The 17,750-nt window shown below is 72.4% G+C and carries 17 protein-coding genes and 1 tRNA gene; 6 read left to right on the top strand and 12 right to left on the bottom strand.

What is annotated here, in order from left to right; all coding sequences use genetic code 11:
• Positions 1-346 precede the first annotated feature (346 nt).
• Entirely contained in the window at positions 347-1,753 is a 1,407-nt protein-coding gene (locus Acit_RS08585) for an ROK family transcriptional regulator (protein WP_248108089.1), read from the top strand.
• Here Acit_RS08585 and xylA read toward each other — a convergent pair.
• From xylA to Acit_RS08600, 3 genes are all read right to left on the bottom strand, one after another.
• Complete coding sequence (xylA, locus tag Acit_RS08590) at positions 1,725-2,915, bottom strand: xylose isomerase (RefSeq protein WP_248108091.1); 1,191 nt, start codon at positions 2,913-2,915, stop codon at positions 1,725-1,727. The genes Acit_RS08585 and xylA overlap by 29 nt on opposite strands.
• A 121-nt stretch (positions 2,916-3,036) precedes the next feature.
• On the bottom strand, positions 3,037-4,278 hold the full coding sequence (locus tag Acit_RS08595) for an MFS transporter (protein ID WP_248108093.1): 1,242 nt from the start codon (positions 4,276-4,278) through the stop codon (positions 3,037-3,039).
• A 28-nt stretch (positions 4,279-4,306) separates the two neighbouring features.
• Entirely contained in the window at positions 4,307-5,320 is a 1,014-nt protein-coding gene (locus Acit_RS08600) for a DUF7064 domain-containing protein (RefSeq protein WP_248108096.1), read from the bottom strand.
• 42 nt (positions 5,321-5,362) lie between these two features.
• Between Acit_RS08600 and Acit_RS08605 the strand changes: the two genes are divergently transcribed.
• The gene (locus tag Acit_RS08605) at positions 5,363-6,847 is read left to right on the top strand and encodes a phosphotransferase family protein (RefSeq protein ID WP_248108098.1); all 1,485 of its coding nucleotides are present in this window, start codon (positions 5,363-5,365) and stop codon (positions 6,845-6,847) included.
• Positions 6,848-6,857: 10 nt separating this feature from the next.
• Positions 6,858-7,634: a DUF169 domain-containing protein gene (locus tag Acit_RS08610; protein WP_248108100.1), complete on the top strand. Its 777-nt coding sequence runs from the start codon at positions 6,858-6,860 to the stop codon at positions 7,632-7,634.
• Between the two features lie 330 nt (positions 7,635-7,964).
• Here the strand turns inward: Acit_RS08610 and Acit_RS08615 are convergent, their stop codons facing one another.
• The 5 genes from Acit_RS08615 to dut form a co-directional block, all read right to left on the bottom strand.
• The gene (locus Acit_RS08615; protein WP_248108102.1) at positions 7,965-9,038 is read right to left on the bottom strand and encodes a hypothetical protein; all 1,074 of its coding nucleotides are present in this window, start codon (positions 9,036-9,038) and stop codon (positions 7,965-7,967) included.
• Positions 9,039-9,079: 41 nt separating this feature from the next.
• Complete coding sequence (locus Acit_RS08620) at positions 9,080-9,298, bottom strand: Fe-Mn family superoxide dismutase (protein WP_248108104.1); 219 nt, start codon at positions 9,296-9,298, stop codon at positions 9,080-9,082.
• Positions 9,299-10,206: 908 nt separating this feature from the next.
• Positions 10,207-10,279, bottom strand: a tRNA-Gly gene (locus tag Acit_RS08625).
• A gap of 13 nt (positions 10,280-10,292) precedes the next feature.
• Positions 10,293-11,783 (bottom strand): wax ester/triacylglycerol synthase family O-acyltransferase, encoded by a 1,491-nt coding sequence (locus Acit_RS08630; protein ID WP_248108105.1) that lies wholly within the window; start codon positions 11,781-11,783, stop codon positions 10,293-10,295.
• A gap of 12 nt (positions 11,784-11,795) precedes the next feature.
• Positions 11,796-12,254: a dUTP diphosphatase gene (gene dut / locus Acit_RS08635; RefSeq protein WP_248108108.1), complete on the bottom strand. Its 459-nt coding sequence runs from the start codon at positions 12,252-12,254 to the stop codon at positions 11,796-11,798.
• A gap of 81 nt (positions 12,255-12,335) precedes the next feature.
• On the opposite strand from dut, the gene orn reads away from it, so the two are divergent.
• Together orn and Acit_RS08645 are read left to right on the top strand one after the other, a co-directional pair.
• Positions 12,336-12,941 carry an oligoribonuclease gene (gene orn, locus Acit_RS08640; RefSeq protein WP_248108110.1) on the top strand — a complete coding sequence of 202 codons (606 nt, stop codon included), beginning with the start codon at positions 12,336-12,338 and terminating at the stop codon, positions 12,939-12,941.
• On the top strand, positions 12,938-14,689 hold the full coding sequence (locus tag Acit_RS08645) for a class I adenylate-forming enzyme family protein (protein WP_248108112.1): 1,752 nt from the start codon (positions 12,938-12,940) through the stop codon (positions 14,687-14,689). The genes orn and Acit_RS08645 overlap by 4 nt, the downstream gene beginning before the upstream one ends.
• A gap of 37 nt (positions 14,690-14,726) precedes the next feature.
• On the opposite strand, the gene Acit_RS08650 is transcribed toward Acit_RS08645, so the two are convergent.
• The 3 genes from Acit_RS08650 to Acit_RS08660 form a co-directional block, all read right to left on the bottom strand.
• Positions 14,727-15,110 (bottom strand): PAS domain S-box protein, encoded by a 384-nt coding sequence (locus tag Acit_RS08650; protein WP_248108114.1) that lies wholly within the window; start codon positions 15,108-15,110, stop codon positions 14,727-14,729.
• A 68-nt stretch (positions 15,111-15,178) separates the two neighbouring features.
• Complete coding sequence (locus Acit_RS08655; RefSeq protein ID WP_248108116.1) at positions 15,179-15,622, bottom strand: Hsp20/alpha crystallin family protein; 444 nt, start codon at positions 15,620-15,622, stop codon at positions 15,179-15,181.
• Between the two features lie 299 nt (positions 15,623-15,921).
• Positions 15,922-16,557 carry a peroxiredoxin gene (locus tag Acit_RS08660; protein WP_248108118.1) on the bottom strand — a complete coding sequence of 212 codons (636 nt, stop codon included), beginning with the start codon at positions 16,555-16,557 and terminating at the stop codon, positions 15,922-15,924.
• A gap of 233 nt (positions 16,558-16,790) precedes the next feature.
• On the opposite strand from Acit_RS08660, the gene Acit_RS08665 reads away from it, so the two are divergent.
• A complete protein-coding gene (locus tag Acit_RS08665) occupies positions 16,791-17,576 on the top strand; it encodes an HAD-IB family hydrolase (RefSeq protein WP_248108120.1) in 786 nt (261 codons plus the stop codon).
• Here the strand turns inward: Acit_RS08665 and Acit_RS08670 are convergent.
• A partial coding sequence (locus tag Acit_RS08670; protein WP_248108122.1) for a hypothetical protein occupies positions 17,523-17,750 on the bottom strand: 228 nt, incomplete at its 5' end. The two genes, Acit_RS08665 and Acit_RS08670, sit on opposite strands and share 54 nt — an antisense overlap.

Here is a 17,750-nt window from a genome sequence, read left to right on the forward strand (position 1 = left end):
CGCCTTGGCCTCGAGCCCCCTGCTTCACGTCCTGAGGGACGCCACGACCGGTCCCCGGCCGAGCACTTCCCCTCCCGGCGCCGGGTCGTGCTGCGAACCCCCCGGCAGCCGTCCGGACCCGAGCCCGGCTCTCGCCTCACCGATCCCTCCCCTTCATGGCAGCCCGAGTTATTATCGAGCCGCACCGAACTGCAACATAGCGACGAGGACATGGGGTGTCAAGTACGATCGCCCCGACCCGCAAGGGATTTCCCGCACGTTCTTCCCGAGGCTCGATGCCCCGGGAGAGGGTCTGGTCTGCCATGCGTGGTGCGTGGGCCCAGGGGTCCACGGAGGGGAGGGATGGGTGAACCACAGGCTGGCCTCGGCGGCTCCCACCAGGGCGGACCATCGAGCGGTCCACCGGAACAACCTCGAGGTGGTCCTCCGCCATCTTGGGACCGTCGGTCCCGACTCGAGGGCCGGCATCGCCACACGGGTCGGGCTGACCCCCTCGACCGTGTCGCGCCTGGTCGCCGAGCTGCTCGACCTCGGGCTGGTCCGGGAGGTCGCCGACGCCCCTTCGAGCGACACGCCGCGTCCTGGCCGGCCCGCCATCCAGCTGGAGCTCGATGGTCGGCACATCCTGGCGCTGGGCGCCGAGATCAGCGTCGACCGGATCACGGTGATCGGCACGGACCTGGCGGGTACCGTCGTCTATCACCGTGATCGCGTCTTCGATGCGGCCCGTTCGGGTCCCGAGGCGACAGCGGCCGCCGTCGGTCGCCTGTGCACCCGGGCCGTCGACACGGTCGTGCGGAAGTCGCCCGCCCACGTCACCTTGGCGGGGCTCGCGGTCGCCGTGCCCGGCCTGGTCGAGGTGGAGACCGGGGTGGTCACCGAGGCTCCGAACCTCTACTGGCGGGGCTTTCCTTTCGGGAAGGTCCTGGCCGAGGTCTCCGACCTCCCACCCGAAGCCATCGTCTTGGGCAACGACGCGAACTTCGCAGCCCTCGCCGAGTACCGCATCGGCTCGCGGGCGGGGACGCCGAACCTGATCTACATCACCGGCGAGGTCGGTATCGGCGGTGGGGTGATCGCTGCTGGCCAGGGACTGCTCGGGTCCCACGGGCACGGGGGCGAGATCGGGCACATGAAGCTGGACCCCAAGGGGGCCCGCTGCGGCTGCGGACGACGGGGCTGCTGGGAGGCCCTGATTGGCCTGGACGCGCTGCTCCGGGAGGCCGGTCTGGACGACGAGCCGACGCCCCCACAGGGCCGTCGCTCGGCGAGGACCGCCGGAGCACCGGCCAGGGCAACGGGTCGAGGACCCCGACAGTGGTCGGCGTCGACCAGGGCGGCCCGGGTCGCCGAGCGGGCCCGCGCCGGGGATAAGCGCACCCTCGCCGCCTTGGAGACCCTGGCTCGCTGGGTGGGCATCGGGGCCGCGAACCTGGTCAACATCTTCGATCCCCAGGTCATCATCCTGGGTGGCTACTTCCGGCACGTCGCCGAGTGGATCTTGCCCACCGCCCGCCAGGTCATGGTGGAGGGCGTGCTCGCTCCCGACGCCGGTGGCTGCGAGCTGGCGATCTCCTCCCTCGGGTTCGAGGCAGCGGCGCGTGGTGCTGCCCTGCACATGATCGACCAGGTCATCGCCGACCCCGCCCGGCTGGCCGTCCAGGCCTACCCCAAGTGGGGGGTGCCGGGCCCGGCCCGGCAGCGGGACCGGGCCCGGCGTCGGGTCAGCGAACCCCGAGCAGCAAGTCCATGACCAGCTGATCGAGCCGTTCGTGGTGGTAGCCCTGCTGGGCCAAGGCGTCGAGCCACGTCGGGTCCGCGCGCTTCTGCTCGACCTGCTGGCGCAGACTGGCGATCGCCTCGGGCGTCGTGCCCTCGGGGGAGGTGGGCTCGGCCAGGCGATCGGCCTTCGCCGCAACGAGGGCCTCTTGGATCTCGGGGTCCTCGGCGAAGCGTCGGGCCTTGTCGGCCAGGATCAGGTACGTCCGCATGCTGGCGGCGGCGAACTCCCAGACCCCCTCGGGGTCCTCGGTCCGGTAGGCGTGCGAGTCGAAGTGCCGCATGCCGTCCCAGTGGGCGTCCTCGAGGAGCTTGACCAAGAAGAACGCGTCCCGGATGCCTTCGGAGCCGAATCGGAAGTCCTGGTCGTACTTCCCCGGTGACTGGCCGTTCAGGTCGATGTGGAACAGCTTGCCGGCCCGCAGCGCCTGGGCGACGCCCTGGTGGAACGAGAGGCCGGACATGGTCTCGTGCGCGAACTCGGGGTTCACCCCCACCATCTCGGGCCACTCCAACTGCTCGATGAAGGCGAGGGCATGGCCGATCGTGGGGAGATAGAGATGACCCCGGGGCTCGTTCGGCTTCGGTTCGATGGCCAGGCGCAGGTCGTACCCCCGGTCCCGGACATAGCTGCACAGGAGGTTCAAGGCCTCCGCATACCGATCCAGGGCCACGACGGGGTCCTTCGCCGCGTCCGCCTCCACGCCCTCTCGCCCGCCCCAGAGCACGTAGACCCGCGCACCGAGCTCCACCCCGAGGTCGATGGCGTCCAGGGTCTTCACCACTGCCAGGCGGCGGACCTCGGGATCGTTGGCGGTGAAGGCACCGTCCTTGAACACCGGATGGCCGAAGAGGTTGGTCGTGGCCATGGGCACCTTCAAGCCGGTGGCATCAAGAGCCGAACGGAACCGCTTCACGATCGCTTCCTTCTCCTGACGCCCCGAACCCTCGGGCACGAGGTCGTCGTCGTGGAACGAGACGCCGTACGCGCCGAGGTCCGCCAGCCGGTGAACGGTCTCCACGGGGTCCAGGGGCGGACGAACCTCGCGACCGAAGGGGTCTCGTCCTCGGTTCCCGACCGTCCAGAGGCCGAAGGTGAAGTGGTGCTCTGGACGGGGCGTGAATGCGTCATTCATCGCTGTTCCTCCCCTCCCCGGGACCGGCCCAATCGGGCCGTCTTCGGGTTCACGGTACACCCGGACAGCCGGGTGGCAAGGGGCGTGTGGAGCACCGATCGCCCCAGCGAGCCGAGCTCGGTCAGGGCGCGAGGTGGCCGTCCTCGGCCACGACCGAGGACGGGAACCCGAGGGCCACCCCCGCGGCGAGAAGGCTGGCGGCGCCCATGGCGACGAAGGCCAGGCGAACGTCGGCATCGGGAATCAGCAGGCCGACGACCAGCACGACGAGGGCGCCGAGCGCGTTGGACAGCCCGAGGGCGATGCCCGAGCCCAGCGAGGGGCTCTCCGGGAAGGTGTCCTGGCCGATCATGATGGTCGTCGAGAGCGTCATGAAGAGGGCGCAACCGAGCACGCCGGCAAGGACCCAGACCCCTGGGCCGTGCAGGTACCCGACAGGCACGACCAACGCGGCCACGGCGAGGGCCGAGCCCACGAGGACCACTCGCCGGCCCAGCCGGTCGGCGAGATGACCACCTCCCAGGTTGCCGACGATGCCGACCACCAGGATCGTGGTGACCACGCCCGCGCCGCTGACCAGACTCCGGCCCCGCAGGTGCCAGAGGACCGGCACGAAGGTGACCAGGCCGAAGATGGCGAAGCCCCGGAGCGTTGCGTAGACGACCAGAAGGGAAAAGGCCCTTGCCTGGCCGGGCGGACCGGAGCCTCGTCGGGGAACGAGAGACACGGCGGGCCGAGGGGGCTGCCGCGGGGCCCAGCGGATGAGAAAGCTGACGGTCAGGAGGCCCGGGAGGCCGATGATCCACAGCGCACCGAGCCCCAGGTGGGCCACCACCAGGCTCGCCAGCGTCGGCCAGAGTCCCCGCCCGAGCTCGCCGCCCACGAGGAAGAAAGCGGTCCGCAGCCCACGTCGACCTCTGGTGAGGCTCCGGGCAACCGCCAGGGCCTGAGGATGGAACAGGGACGTGCCGATCCCGATGACCACGAGAACCGGGATCAACAGCGCCAGGCTCCGTGTCCACGCGAGCAGTGCACCGCCGGTCGAGGTCAGGACGAAGCCGGCCACAAGGATGGCTCGACCGCCGAGCCGGTCCGAGACCCAGCCGATCAGCGGCTGGAGGACCTGGCCGATCGCCAGTGCCGCGACCAGCGAGCCGGCCAGGCCAAGGGGTTCGTGGGCGTGGAGGAGGACGGCAGGCAGCACCCCCGGGAGGTAGTTCGCGGCGCCGTCGTTCACCATGTGCGCCCAGGTCATCCCGACCAGTTGGGCGTCGCCGCCGGCGTCCTCCGACCTGGTGATCTCGCCGCTGGCGGGCTCGACCCGGCCCACCGCGCTGTTTTCGGCCCGCGCCTCGGACACCATGACGGGCCGAGGCTACCGGGGCACGGGCTCAGACCGACAGGCCGACCGGTCGGCCCGCCTCGAGCTGGTCGAGGTACTCGGCGATGCCGTAGGCCACCCGACCGTCGTCCAGCTCGAAGCGAGCCAGACCCTCGGTGATGCGGGTCAGGCCGCCGCCGGGGTCCGCGCCGGGCCCCGTCTCCCCGACGCGTCGGTGCCGGAGCGGCAGGCAGCGCAGCACCCGGCCCGCCACCTGGTAGCGCCGGGCGGGGGTGGCGAAACGAAGCGAGATCGTCTCCTGCCAGAGCTCGGGTTCCCGCCAGCTGGTGGCCAGCTCGAGGTCGCCGAGGGGCAGGAGCTGGCCGTCGTCCCAGACGAAGCCGGTGCGCAGCGTCCCGCCGTCCCGACGGGCCAGCCAAGTGGCCGCGAACCCGAAGCTCGGGCCGGAGCAGGCCGTGCACCAGCGGTAGTACCACGGCGCATGCCAGTGCCGGGGCCCCCAGGAGTGGTCCCGCAGCCCGGCGCCCCCGAAGGTTTGCGGTCGGCCGTCGACGCTCAGGGTGCCCGAGACCACGACGAGCTGCTCGTAGTGGCCCCGGGCGAACTCCTCGCCGGGACGCTCCTGGGGCTCGGCCGGCTCCCCGCCCACCGCCGGCGCGGCCGCCTGGACCTCCCAGTCCACGGCCAGCCGCACCCGGGGGCACTCCCGGTAGGCCCGACCGGGGTCGGCCAGCAGCCCCGGTTCGACCAACCGGAGCACCGTCCCCTCGTAGGCCAGGTGCCAGCGCTCGAAGGGCTCGAGCACCTCCCAGCGCAGGCCCCCGGCCGAGAAGGTGGGGACCGGGCCGGTTGCGGGACGGGCGAAGGAGAAGAGCACGTCTCCCTCGGGGAGGTACAGGCAGGCGGTCACCTCGGCCTGGCCCTGCCGGGGACGCTCCCCGACCCGGAAGAACCCCCCGATCGGTCCGCTCGGGTCGATGGCGTTCAGGTAGACGGACTCGCTGTGGTGGATCTCGGGCCCGACCGCGTGCGGCCCGTCGTCCGCTCGGGACAACCGGAGCATGGCCACCCCCTCCCCTCGGATCGCTTCCCTAGCATGACGCCCGTGGCCGAGCCAGGCGAGCTCCCCGGCCGGTTGGCCGTCGCCCTCCGCGAGGCGCTTCGCGCCCGGTTCCCCGGGGTGGAGCTGGGACTGGCCGAACCCATGGCCGGCGGGGCCTCCCGGGCCACCTGGCGGGTCGCTCTGCGCGGCGGCCCGCCGGAGCACCCGGTGGTGGTGGTCCGGACCAACCCCGAGGGCGCCCCGCCCGCCGACCTGGCCCTCGAGGGCCGCCTCCTCGACAGCGCCCATCGGGCGGGCCTGCCGGTCCCGGCCGTGCTGGCGGCGGTCCCCGGTCCCCCAGCCGCCCTGGTCCTGACCTTCGTGGACGGCGAGGTGCTGCCCCGGCGGGTCCTCCAGGACCCGGTCCTGGCCGGGGCGAGGACCGTGCTGGCCGGCCAGTGCGGCGAGGCCCTGGCCCGCCTCCACCGGATCCCGGTCGAGGACCTCCCCGAGGTGGCGGCTCGTCCCCAACTCGCCCAGGGCGGCGCCGAGGCCCAGCTGGCCATGGTGCGTCGCCTGCTCGACGACCTGGGCCAGCCCCACCCGGCCCTGGAGCTCGGCTGGCGCTGGCTCGCCGACCACCCCCCGCCGGCTGGTCCGCTGGTCCTTGTCCACGGGGACTTCCGGACCGGCAACCTCATCGTCGGCCCCGAGGGCCTCCGGGCCGTCCTCGACTGGGAGCTGGCCCACCTGGGGGATCCCCTGGAGGACCTCGGCTGGCTCTGCACCCCCGCGTGGCGCTTCGGGAGCCCCCTGCCGGTCGGGGGGTTCGGGTCCCTCGATGACCTGGTGACCGGCTACGAACGAGCCGGGGGGCGACCGGTCGACCCCGGTGCGCTCGCGTGGTGGATCGCGTTCGGCAGTCTGCGCTGGGGAGCCCTCAGCACCCTCCAGGCCATGGCACACGTCCGCGGCGCCCGGCGCTCCCTCGAGCTGGCGGCCATCGGGCGACGGGTCTGCGAGACCGAGGCCGACCTGCTCGACGCCCTGGACCAGCTCGCCCCGCTCGAGGGGCCCGGGAGCGAGGACGGCGCCGACCCCGTAGCCACGGTCGACGATGCAGCCGGGATCGAGCCGGCAGGGGCACGCGCCGGGGAGACCGGGGGCTGGCTGCCCCACGACCTGCCCCGAGCGGCCGATTTGCTCGAGACGGTGGCCGAGCACCTCGAGGAGGACCTGGCCGACCAGGTGACCGGCCGCCAGCGGTTCTTGGTGCGGGTGGCCGCCAACGTCGTGCGGGTCGTGGCCCGGGAGGTCCGGCTGGGCCCCGGGCAGGAGGCCGAGCACCGGGCCCGGCTGGCCGCCCTCGGGGTGGCCGACGACGCCGAGCTCGCCCTCGCCCTCCGGGACGGGCGGCTCGGTGCCCAGGACCCCCGAGTGCGCCGCGCCGTACGGGCGGCGGTGGCAGCGAAGCTGGCGGTGGCCAACCCGAGACGGCTCCAGGCCGCCGGCTCCCGCGCTCCTGGATCGGCGGAGCGCCAGGGCTAGCATCGCCCCCGTGGCCACCCCCGCCGAGGTCCAGACCGGCTTCGAGCGCTACCTCCGGGTCGACACCCAGCCCCTCGGGGTCCGGCTGCTGCGCCCCGGAGAGCCCTTGCCCGAGGGCGTGCGGGTCCCGAGCGAGGCCCTGGGAGAGCACTGGATCGTCTGCCAGTCCATCGGGGTGGCCCGGCGCTACGGCTGGTCGGTCGCCGTCGGCCGCCAGGACGTCGTCTGCCCCCTCGCCGCGGTGGCCTTCGGCCTTCGCCGACCGAGCGAGCGGCTGGCCGCCGGTGAGGCCGCCCTCGGGATGTACTGCGAGGACCCTGAGGCCGCGAAGCGCATGGAGGAGGCCGTCTGGCGCTTGGAGCCCGGCACCACGGACCGGATCTGCGTGGCCCCCCTGGCCAAGGCCACCTTCACCCCTCACGTGGGGGTCGTCTACGGCAACAGCGCCCAGATCATGCGCCTGGTCAACGCCGCCCTCTTCCGTCGCGGTGGCCGGCTCCAGAGCACGACCCAGGGTCGGCTGGACTGCGCCGAGCTGGTCATCCAGCCGTACCTGACCCAGGAGCCCAAGGTCGTGCTGCCCTGCAACGGCGACCGGGTCTTCGGCATGGCCCAGGACACCGAGGTGGCCTTCGGCTTCCCCTGGTCGCTCGCCGACGAGCTCCTGGAGGGGCTCGAGGCCACCCACCGGGGCGGGGTCCGCTACCCGATCCCGGTCGCCATGCGTGCCACCCCGGTCATGCCCGAGCGCTACCAGGAGCTCCTGGCAACCCTGCCCGAGGACTGACCCCGCTGGGGCCACGCCGCACCAGGGGTCGAGCGGCTCTCCGAGGGGTCGTTGCCCCGCTCGTCGCATGAGGGGTGGCAGGCCAAGCCGCGAAAGAACGGCGGTCGCCTCGTCGCGGACCACGGGCACCGTCGAATGAGTCGACGAGGCCGCGGTCACGGAGAAGGTTTGCGCCGCTGCGACGAAGCCTCCGATACCCGGGCAACCCACCGCAATGGATCGCGTCGCAATTCGAGTCCCACCGGCGAATGGACCCTGCTCGCCTTTCGCCCGTTGCTCGGAGACCCCCCAGAGGAACAAGCGCTCCCGACAGAGCGATACCGTCGCAGGTCAAATGGGTGGGGGCGGTAAAGGTGCCGCAACGGGACGTCGAGCAATGCGGCGGAGCTCGGTCACAAGCGAGCCGACGCCGACTCCGGCGACTGACACCACGACGAGCACCAAAGGGAGTCCCAGGTGGTCGAGGTTGTGGACATGGACCCCCGTCGTAACCTGCAGTGCAGCCACGTGGGGAAAGGCGATGCCGAAGAACCCACCAAGGATGAACGCGACTCCCCCCACGCCGAGCGTCCGAGCTGCCACGACCAATCCGAGATGCCTGGTCACCGTCGGCGAGGCGCCCTTGCGGCGCACCAGCCATCCAACCAGGCCCCCCACCAGCACCTGGACGACGGTGGTCCCGAGCCCGAACAGGGCACCGGGCACCCACCCCCACGCTGCCGAGGGCATCGAGGGGGCGAGCACGGTGTAGACAATGCTCGCGAACGCCCCGAAGCCCCAGCCGGCGATGAAACCGTGCAACGCGGGCATCCATGGTCTCGGGTCGGCCAAGTTCGGCTCGTGGCAGTCCGTGCAAGGGTCCTCGGACCAATGCGGCGGGTTCGCCACTGTCACCCCACCGTGGGCATGGGCATGCAAGTGGGTCCGACCCCGATCAGACCCCGGCGTGTCCCGCTCCTCTCCGGGGGCGGCCTGCACCGCAGCACTTCGGGTAGAACTGGGACGGCCCCGTTGGTGCAGGTGGAGGTCGAAGTGCCAGGGCAGACGGCCACCGCGGATATACCGAGCCGCCCAGACCATCGCCACACCGACCACGACGTAGACGATGTAGTCCCCGAGGGAACCAAGGGTGAGGAACCGGGCAAGGGCGAGGTAAGCGAGTTCGCTCGCGAACGCGCGCTGAAAGGTAAAGGCAAGAGAGAAGATAAGGGCGTTCCTCATCCCGGCCAGGCTGGAGTAGCCCCCCACCGCATAGGAGAAGGTGATCGGCCAGGTGTGCTCGTCGGGCGTGATGCCATGCACCATTCCGAGCAGGAACGCGGTCACGAGAACCGCCCAGAGTGCTAAGCCGACGTGGGGATTCCAGAGGTTGAGCGCCAAAAGATCATCGCTTCTTATCGTCATAAATCGTTTCTCCCTTGCGCCCGGCTCCTGGTTCGGCCAGCCTAGCGAGACCTGTTGGGCCGAGATGACGAGATGAAGCGAGCAGCGACTCCGGACCTGCTCACCACGTTCTCCGGCGCTCCGATGAAATCGGCGCGGATGTTGCGGTACTGCAGGTAGGAGGCGTGCTCTCCCACGTCGGAATCCCACATCGCCACCAAGCCCCGAGCCAGGTTGGCGTGGTGGTCGGAGAGCTGCTCGGCGATGAGCTCCTTGACCATAGCCTCGGAGGCAGGTTCCCCCTACCCCAGTCCCCGCTTGAAGAACCCAGCCTCGGACAGTCGGACTCGGAAGCCGTTGCTGGTCCCTGCGTGCTCGTTGTCGGCAGCCACGCGCTTGCCTCGTGCCGGCCCCCGCCACCCAGGGTGAGGCTCTTCCAGCACATCGAGTGCAGCACACGGCCCGACACGTTCCTACCAGAGTCTGCTCGAAGCCGAGAAGAACAGCGAAGTTCGCCAGAGCTCTCGCTTCCCCCCGCGCTCGATTGTGGCATTGGCCCCCCACGGACGCGACGTGGTCGTTGTCGTGATGCAGATGGAGGTTCACGACGAGGTTTTCAATTGTCGCGTCGTGCGCCGGGACCTGCCGCTGCTTCGCTGTGGAGCCGAGCCTCATCACCACATGGGGCTCCAAGCGCACCGGCCCGCTGCTGCTTGGGGCGGGCGGCACGGGAAGAATCGCCAGTGGGCCGCGAAATGGGGGAGGGGGGTGTCGAGTGGGATCGCTCCAGCGGCTCGCCCAGGACGCCGCCTGGCCCTCGCTGTCCTCGGCGCCATCACTCCTTCGACAGTCCGGGCCTGGCACACCTCTTTCGTGCGGGGGCGCCCAGCCAGAGCAGCGAAGGCTTATGGGCTTCTCCGCGCTATCGACGCCCCGCGATCACTGACCAGCACCTCCTGGTGAATCCGTGCCGGGTGGAGGGCGCGGGGGTGGAGTTCCCCTCTGCGCCTGATCCCAACCGGGACCGAGGTCCACGCCATCGAGAACCGGGATCGCCCGATCCTCGGGGCCCTCGCTGACCTGGCTGAGGCCCCGGCCGCGCAGCGCCCGCGCGAGAGCTTTGGGACGGAGCCACCCGAGATTCAGAGGAGAGCCGGTCAGACAACCTGCTGACCAGGAAAAACGTCCGAGCGGACGACGGGACTCGAACCCGCGACCCTCACCTTGGCAAGGTGATGCTCTACCAACTGAGCCACGTCCGCGTGCGGCGTCATCTTACCAACCCCGCAGGGCACGGCTGAGCTCGTCGAGGGCCTCGGGCAGGGCGTCGGCCAGGCTCCTGACCCAGGGAGCCCGCTCGGCGCAGCCGCTGATCCCGAGGAAGAGCCCGGTCTGGGTGCGCAGGGCGGTGACGTTGAGGCCCAGGCCCTCGGGGACCGGGCCCAGGGGGTAGAGGGCTCGGAGCCGTCCGCCGAGGACCGGGAGGCCCTCGACGGGCAGGCTGAGGAACGACACGACCAGGTTCGCCAGGGGGGGCAGGCGGTCGAAGAGCCGGAGGGCGGCGGCCACGCCCACGAGGGGCCGGGTGAGGACGGGCCGGGCCAGGGCGGCGAGGGCCTCGAAGGCCGAGCCGAGGGCCCGGGCCTCGGGCACCGCTGCGCTGGTGGCTGCCTGGACGGCCGCCAGGGCCCTGGCGGGGTCGGGCTGGTCGGTGCCAAGGGGCACGAAGGCGCAGCCCACGGCGTTGCCGGTCAGGGGCTCGTCGTCGAGCGGCCCTCCAGCCGGCGGGCTCGGGCGGAGGGAGACCGGCACGAGGGCGCTCAGGGAGCGGCTGCCGGGCCCTGTCGCTTCGGGGGGCAGCCAGCGTCGGAGGGCCAGGCCGACGGTGGTCAACAGGACGTCGTTCACCGTGGCCCCGGTGGCGCGGGCGGCCTGGAAGGCGGCCAGCGGGAGGTGGGCGAAGGCCACGACCCGACGGGCCGACACGGTGCCGTTCCAGGGAGCCCGGGGGCAACGGAACGGCCCGCTGCGACGCCCAGCCACCTCCGTCGACCCCGGCCAGCCCAGGAACCAGGGTAGGGCTTCGAGGGCGGCGAGGGCGCTCGGGGCCTGGCGGCCCTCGCCCGGGCCGGCGCCGGACGCCGACGAGCGGGGGGCGGGCGGCCCACTGGCCGGCGCCGCTCGCCGGGGGTCGCGACGTGCCTGACGAGAGGGTGCGGGCCCGGGCAGGAGGAGCTGGGCGAAGATGCCCAAACCGGCGGCGCCGTCCACCAGGGCGTGGTGGGCTTGGGCCACCAAGACCAAACCACCCCCGGCGAGCCCCTCGACCACCCAGAGCCGCCAGGGCGGCTGGCTCAGGTCGAGGGGGTGGCTGAGCAGCTCACCGGCCAGGTCGGCGATCTCGGGCAGCCCACCGGGACTGGGCAGGGCCGCCCGACGTAGGTGGTAGGCGAGGTCGAGCTGGTCCACGGGGCGCCAGTGGGGGGCCTCCAAACCGAGGGGACCGCCGCTCAGCCGTCGGGCCAGGGCGGGCAGCCGCCCGGCCCGCTCCCCCAGCTCCCGCTGGACCGACGCAGCCGCCACCGAGCCCCCTGGCGGGGGATCGAGGACGGCGACGGCCGTGACCAGCATCGGGGTGGTCGGGCCTTCGACGGCACTGAAGAACGCGTCGAGCCCGCTGGTCGGCACTGGCCGCTCGGGGACCGTTCCCGCCGGCGGGAGGCCGGGAGGACCAGGTCGGGCCCCCGCTGCGCCGCCGCTCGCCACGGGGCACGCTCCTCAGCGGCCGCTGTGGCCGAAGCCGTTGGTCCCCCGGGCGGTCGGGGCCAGGGCCGCCGGCTCGGCCTCGTGGACCTGAATGGCGTCGAGGCGTTGGATGACGAGCTGGGCGATCCGGTCGCCCCGGTGGACCTCGTAGGGCTCGACGGGGTCGGTGTTGACCAGCACGACCTGCACCTCCCCCCGGTAACCGGCGTCGATCAGGCCCGGGGCGTTCAAGCAGGTCACCCCGTGGCGGACGGCCAGGCCGCTGCGGGGCAGGACGAGGGCGGCGCTGCCCTCGGGCAGGACCAGGGCGATGCCGGTGGGCACCACCGCCCGGCCGCCCCCCGGGGCCAGGACGGTCCCCACCCGGGCGAAGAGGTCCCACCCCGCGTCCCCCGGCAGGGCTGGACGGGGCAGGGGCAGGTCGGGGTCCAAGCGGACCACGCCGACCGCAAGGGCTGGGTCCTCGGCCACGCTCCGACCCTACCCGGCTCGCCGGCCCCGACCCGAGGGCGCCTCGAACCGCTACCCAAAGGGTTGGCTAGGATCGCCCGGGTGCTGGCCTGGATGGATCTGGAGATGACGGGGCTGGACCCCAGCCGGCACACCATCGTCGAGGTGGCCACGGTGGTGACCGACGACGACCTCCAGGTGGTGGCCGAGGGCCCCGACCTGGTCATCGCCACCGGACCCGAGGCCTTGGCCGCCATGGACGAGCACGTCCGTGCCATGCACGAGCGCTCGGGCCTCCTGGCCGCCATCGCCCAGTCGACCGTCACCCTGGAGGAGGCGGCGGCGGCCACCTTGGCGTTCCTCCAGGCCCACCTGCCCGAGCCCCGTTCGGTCCCGCTCTGCGGCAGCTCCATCGGGACCGACCGGCGCTTCCTGGCGGCCTACATGCCCGAGGTGGAGGCCTGGCTGCACTACCGGTCGGTGGACGTCTCGACCCTGAAGGAGCTCTGCCGGCGCTGGTACCCCGAGGCCTTCGCCCAGGCCCCCCGGAAGCAGAGCACCCACCGGGCCCTCGACGACATCAAGGAGTCCATCGCCGAGCTGGCCTACTACCGGGCCGCCATCTTCGCCGATCCCCGTTCCCCCGGGACCCCGACGGCCTCTCCCGGGCCGACGGGTCCCCCGAGCTCGAGGAGCCTGCAGGCATGAGCACCATGAGCCTCGCCGAGGCCACCGCCCAGCTGACCGCCCCGGGGCAGCTGTTCGAGATGGAGGAGGTCGAGATCCGGGGGATCCCGACCCGGGTCTGGAAGCACGCCCCCGACAGCCTCCGGACCATCCTCGAGCTCTCCCGGGGGCACGGCGACAAGGACTTCCTGGTCTACGAGGACGAGCGGACCACCTTCGAGGAGCACTTCCGCCAGGCGGCAGCCCTGGCCCAGCTCCTCCGCGACCGTTTCGGAGTCCAGAAGGGCGACCGGGTGGCCCTCGTCATGCGGAACCTGCCCGAGTGGGCCCTGACCTTCTGGGCGGCCGCCGCCGCCGGGGCCATCGTGGTGCCGGTCAACGCCTGGTGGAAGGGGGACGAGCTCGAGTACGCCCTGGCCGACTCGGGCAGCTCGGTGGCCGTCGTGGACAGCGAGCGCCACGAGCGCCTCCTGGCCCACTACCAGAACCTGCCCCAGCTCCGGGCGGTCGTGGTCGCCGACGAGCAGCGCAGCGGCCAGCCGCCGACGCCGGTGCCCGGGGTCGAGACGGTGGCCTTCGCCGACATCCGGACCACCCCGGGCGGCGACGTCCAGCTCCCCGACGTGCCCCTGGCCCCCGACGACGACGCCACCATCTTCTACACCTCGGGCACCACGGGCCGGCCCAAGGGGGTGGTGGGTACGCACCGGAACATGTGCACCAACCTCATGAGCCTGTTCTTCCTGAACACCCGGGCCCAGCTCCGGCGGGCCGGCGAGGTGGCGGACGTCTCCGAGGGCGGCCAGAACGCCTACCTGCTCTCGGTGCCCCTCTTCCACGCCACCGGCTGCCACTCCATCCTGGTGGCCAACACCGCCGCGGGCGGCAAGCTGGTCATGATGCACCACTTCGACCCCGAGCGGGCCCTCGAGCTCATCGAGCGGGAGCGCATCACCACCTTCGGGGGGGTCCCGGCCATGGTCATGCAGATCCTGGACTCCCCGGACTTCGCGAAGCGGGACACCTCCTCGGTGCGGGCCGTGGCCTACGGCGGGGCCCCCGCGCCGCCGGAGCTGGTCCGGCGGATCAAGCAGCACTTCCCGAGCGGCTCGCCCTCCAACGGCTACGGCCTGACCGAGACCTCCTCGGTCACCACCATGAACATGGGCGACGACTACGTCCGCAAGCCCGACTCGGTCGGCCCGCCGGTGCCGGTGTGCGACGTGGCCGTCGTGCCCGAGCACTTCGAGGGGGACGAGCCCACCGAGGACCTGCCCCGGGGACCCCAGGTGGTCGGCGAGCTCTGGGTCAAGGGGCCCAACGTCGTCCGGGGGTACTGGAACAAGCCCGAGGAGACCGCCCGGACCTTCACCAAGGGCTGGCTCCACACCGGGGACATCGCCCGCATCGACGAGGAGGGTTTCGTCTACATCGTCGACCGGGCCAAGGACCTGGTCATCCGGGGCGGGGAGAACATCTCCTCGGTCGAGGTGGAGTCGGTCCTCTTCGAGCACCCCGCCGTGGCCGACTGCGCGGTCATCGGGGTGCCCCACCCGGTCCTCGGCGAGGAGGTCGGGGCGGTGGTGGTCCTCCGGCCCGGCGCGCAGGTGACCGCCGAGGAGCTCACCCGGCACGTGAAGGAGCGCCTGGCCGCGTTCAAGGCCCCGGCCCACATCTGGTTCCGCTCCGAGCCGCTGCCCCGGAACCCCCAGGGCAAGGTGCTCAAGCGCGAGCTGCGCACCGAGCTGGTCGAGCAGTCGTCGACCTGAGGCGGCCCAGCCGCCCCAGCGAGGGGAGGCCGGGGGGTCAGCTCCCGGCCTCCGGCTCGCCCCTCGGCGTCACCCGGGCGGCCACGTAGAGGGTGCCGTCGACCCGGATCGGCTGGAGCCAGACCGAGATGGGGATCAGGGTGCCGTCGGTGGGCCGCTCCAGGTGGGGCTCCAGGCCGGGGTCCATCTCCCGGGGGTTCGGCTCGGCCAGGTAGCCACGGCGGTAGGCCTGGTGGCCCCAGCGCAGCTTCTCGGGGACCAGCAGCTCGACGAACTCCCCCTCGACGTCGGAGAGGGCGACGTCGAAGAGCTTCTCGGCCTGGGCGTTCATCAGGACGATGCGCCCTTGCTGGTCGACCACCACGACGGCCTCGTCCCGTGCGGCCTCGGCGGTCACCTCGGGGGGAAGCGGAGTTGCCATGGGGAGACCTTAAAGGGTCGACGCCCCCCGGCGCACCATCCCCCGCCAGCAACCCTCGAGTCAGCGGCTCAGCCTTGCGGGCTCGACGAGCCGAGCACCGTGGCCTCGGCGGTCCGCTGCACCGCGACCCGGCGCGGCCGAGCCCGGTCGGCCAGTGGGATGGTCACCAGGAGCACGCCGTCGGCGTAGCGAGCCCGGACCCCCTCGGGGTCGAGCCCCTCCCCGAGGAAGAGCTGCCGCTGGAACCGTCCGCTGGGCCGTTCGGCCAGGAGGATCTCCTCGCCCTCTTGGGGCCCGCCAGGCCGCTCGACCGACACGCTCACCACGTTCTTCTCGACCACCAGGTCGATCGAGTCGGGGTCCACCCCGGGCAGGTCCATGCGGACCTCCACCTCGTCGCCCCGTCGGACGGCGTCCACCGCCAAGAGGCCCAGCCGGCCCCGCAGCGCGCCCCCGAGCTCCTCGCCGAGCCGATCCAGGTCCCGGTAGCTGTCGAAGCGCACCACCATCATCGCACCTCCTCACACCGCCCCGGCCCCTGGCCGGGTCCCTCGGTCGCTGCTCCTACCGACCGATCCGACCTTCAGGATAGAGACAAAAGAAACTTGAGTCAAGATCACTTAGAAATGCTGTCTCGCTCTGACGCGCTGGAAGATGTGGGCGGTTGGGACCAGACCCTGGACGCGCCGGGAGCCGGCCCGAGGGCCGGCTCCCGGGTCGGCAATGCTCGGCGCTGGCCGCCCCACCGGCGGACCCCGGCGTGGACCCCCTCGCCAGGGCACGGGCGGACCAGCACGCTGGGCCCGTCAGCTCACTTGTTCGGCTGGGGGGTCAGACGGAGGTAGGGCTTGAGGGTTCGGAACCCCTTCGGGAACTTCTGCTTGGCCTCCTCGTCGGGGATGGCCGGAGCGATGATGACGTCGTCGCCGTCCTGCCAGTCCACCGGCGTCGACACCTGGTACTGCTCGGTCAGCTGCAAGGAGTCGAGGACCCGCAGGATCTCGGCCACGTTCCGGCCGGTGGAGGCCGGGTAGGTCAGGGTCAGCTTCACCTTCTTGTCCGGCCCGATGATGAAGACCGAGCGGACCGTCAAGGTGTCGTTGGCGTTCGGGTGGATCATGTCGTAGAGCTCGGCCACCTTGCGGTCCTCGTCCCCGATGACCGGGAAGTTCAGCTCCTGGCCCTGGGTCTCGGCGATGTCGGCCTTCCACTGGTGGTGGGAGGCCACCGAGTCGACCGAGAGGCCGATGAGCTTGGTGTTGCGCTTGTCGAACTCGGCCTTCGCCCGAGCGAAGGCCCCGAGCTCGGTGGTGCAGACCGGGGTGAAGTCCTTCGGGTGGGAGAACAGGATCCCCCAGGAGCCGTTCAGCCACTCGTGGAAGCGGATGGTGCCCTCGGTGGTCTCGGCGGTGAAGTCGGGGGCGATGTCGCCCAGTCGGACGGTCATGGTGCTCCTCCTTGGCCTCGTGCACGGGCCGGGCGACCTTGCTGGCTGGACCCGGCGGGCGCCGCCGACGACCCGGCCCCTGCCCGGTCGGACCATCCGGGAAGGCCAACGCCTGGCAGCCGGTCGACGCCCACGGCCATGCTACCCAGCTCATCACCCATTGTCGACCAGATCAGTCGGCTTTCGGGGCAGAGGCGGCGCGATCGGCCACGGGGAGCTGGGAGACTGGGGCCATGGAGGTCCCTGCGCCCCACGGAGGCCGGCCCGCCCCGAACGGCCGGCGACCCCGAGGCGTGGCCGCGTTCGACGTCGACGGCACCCTCACCCGGGGTGGCAGCGTGGCCCGTTTCGTCGTGGCCGTGGTCGGGTGGCGGCGGCTCCTCCGGGGGGCCCTCCGCCACCTGCCGAGCGTGCTCCTCGGCCCGGTGGTCGGGGGACGCGCCGCTGACCGGGCGAAGGAGCGGCTCTTCGAGGCCACCCTGGGGGGCACGCCGCTGGCCGACGCCGAGGCGGCCGCCCGACGCTTCGCCGAGGCCCACCTGGCCCGCCGAGGCCGGCCCGACGTGCTGGTCCGGCTGGCTGCCCACCGCCAGGCGGGCCACCTCGTGGTGCTGGTCTCTGCCTCGCCGACCCTCTACGTGGCCCGTCTGGGCGAGCTCCTCCAGGCCGACGGGGTGGTCGCCACGGAGCTGGCTGTCGACCAGGCCGGGCGCCTCACCGGCCGGCTGGCCGGGGCGAACTGCCGAGGGGCCGAGAAGGCCCGCCGGCTCGCCGCCTGGCTGGCCGCCCACGGGGCCGAGGGAGTCGAGCTCTGGGCGTACGGCAACAGCGCAGGGGATCGAGAGCTCCTCGCCCGAGCCGACCACCCGGTCCACGTCGGCCGCCTGGGCCGGCTGGGGCGGCTTCGCCGGTTCCCCCGCCTGGCGGTCGCTCCGCTCCCCCAGGCCCCGGTCATCGGGTCCTCCTCAGGCGCCGTCGACGGCGCCCCCGACCACGTCGTCGAGCCCGGTCGGCGCTGACCCCAGGGCCACGGCGTCCCCGAACGGGTAGGCCTGGCCCGTCGCCGTCACGATCAGGTAGCCCTGACCGTCGGCCGTCGGCAGGAGGGCCACGGCGCGGGCGCTCACGCCGCTGGCTGGCAGGGAACCGAGGTAGGGGGCATCCCCGAAACTGAACACCCCCCCGTCCGCCCC

This window comes from Aciditerrimonas ferrireducens (assembly GCF_023130475.1).
In the GTDB taxonomy this organism is placed as follows: Bacteria; Actinomycetota; Acidimicrobiia; order Acidimicrobiales; family UBA8190; genus Aciditerrimonas; species Aciditerrimonas ferrireducens.

What these genes read in the sequence shown, in the direction of transcription:
- xylA (WP_248108091.1), bottom strand. Translation starts at nt 2,915, where the DNA reads ATGAATGACGCATTCACGCCCCGTCCAGAGCACCACTTCACCTTCGGC.
- Acit_RS08595 (WP_248108093.1), bottom strand. Translation starts at nt 4,278, where the DNA reads ATGGTGTCCGAGGCGCGGGCCGAAAACAGCGCGGTGGGCCGGGTCGAG.
- Acit_RS08600 (WP_248108096.1), bottom strand. Translation starts at nt 5,320, where the DNA reads ATGCTCCGGTTGTCCCGAGCGGACGACGGGCCGCACGCGGTCGGGCCC.
- Acit_RS08615 (WP_248108102.1), bottom strand. Translation starts at nt 9,038, where the DNA reads ATGACGATAAGAAGCGATGATCTTTTGGCGCTCAACCTCTGGAATCCC.
- Acit_RS08620 (WP_248108104.1), bottom strand. Translation starts at nt 9,298, where the DNA reads ATGGTCAAGGAGCTCATCGCCGAGCAGCTCTCCGACCACCACGCCAAC.
- Acit_RS08645 (WP_248108112.1), top strand. Translation starts at nt 12,938, where the DNA reads ATGAGCACCATGAGCCTCGCCGAGGCCACCGCCCAGCTGACCGCCCCG.
- Acit_RS08650 (WP_248108114.1), bottom strand. Translation starts at nt 15,110, where the DNA reads ATGGCAACTCCGCTTCCCCCCGAGGTGACCGCCGAGGCCGCACGGGAC.
- Acit_RS08655 (WP_248108116.1), bottom strand. Translation starts at nt 15,622, where the DNA reads ATGATGGTGGTGCGCTTCGACAGCTACCGGGACCTGGATCGGCTCGGC.
- Acit_RS08660 (WP_248108118.1), bottom strand. Translation starts at nt 16,557, where the DNA reads ATGACCGTCCGACTGGGCGACATCGCCCCCGACTTCACCGCCGAGACC.
- Acit_RS08665 (WP_248108120.1), top strand. Translation starts at nt 16,791, where the DNA reads ATGGAGGTCCCTGCGCCCCACGGAGGCCGGCCCGCCCCGAACGGCCGG.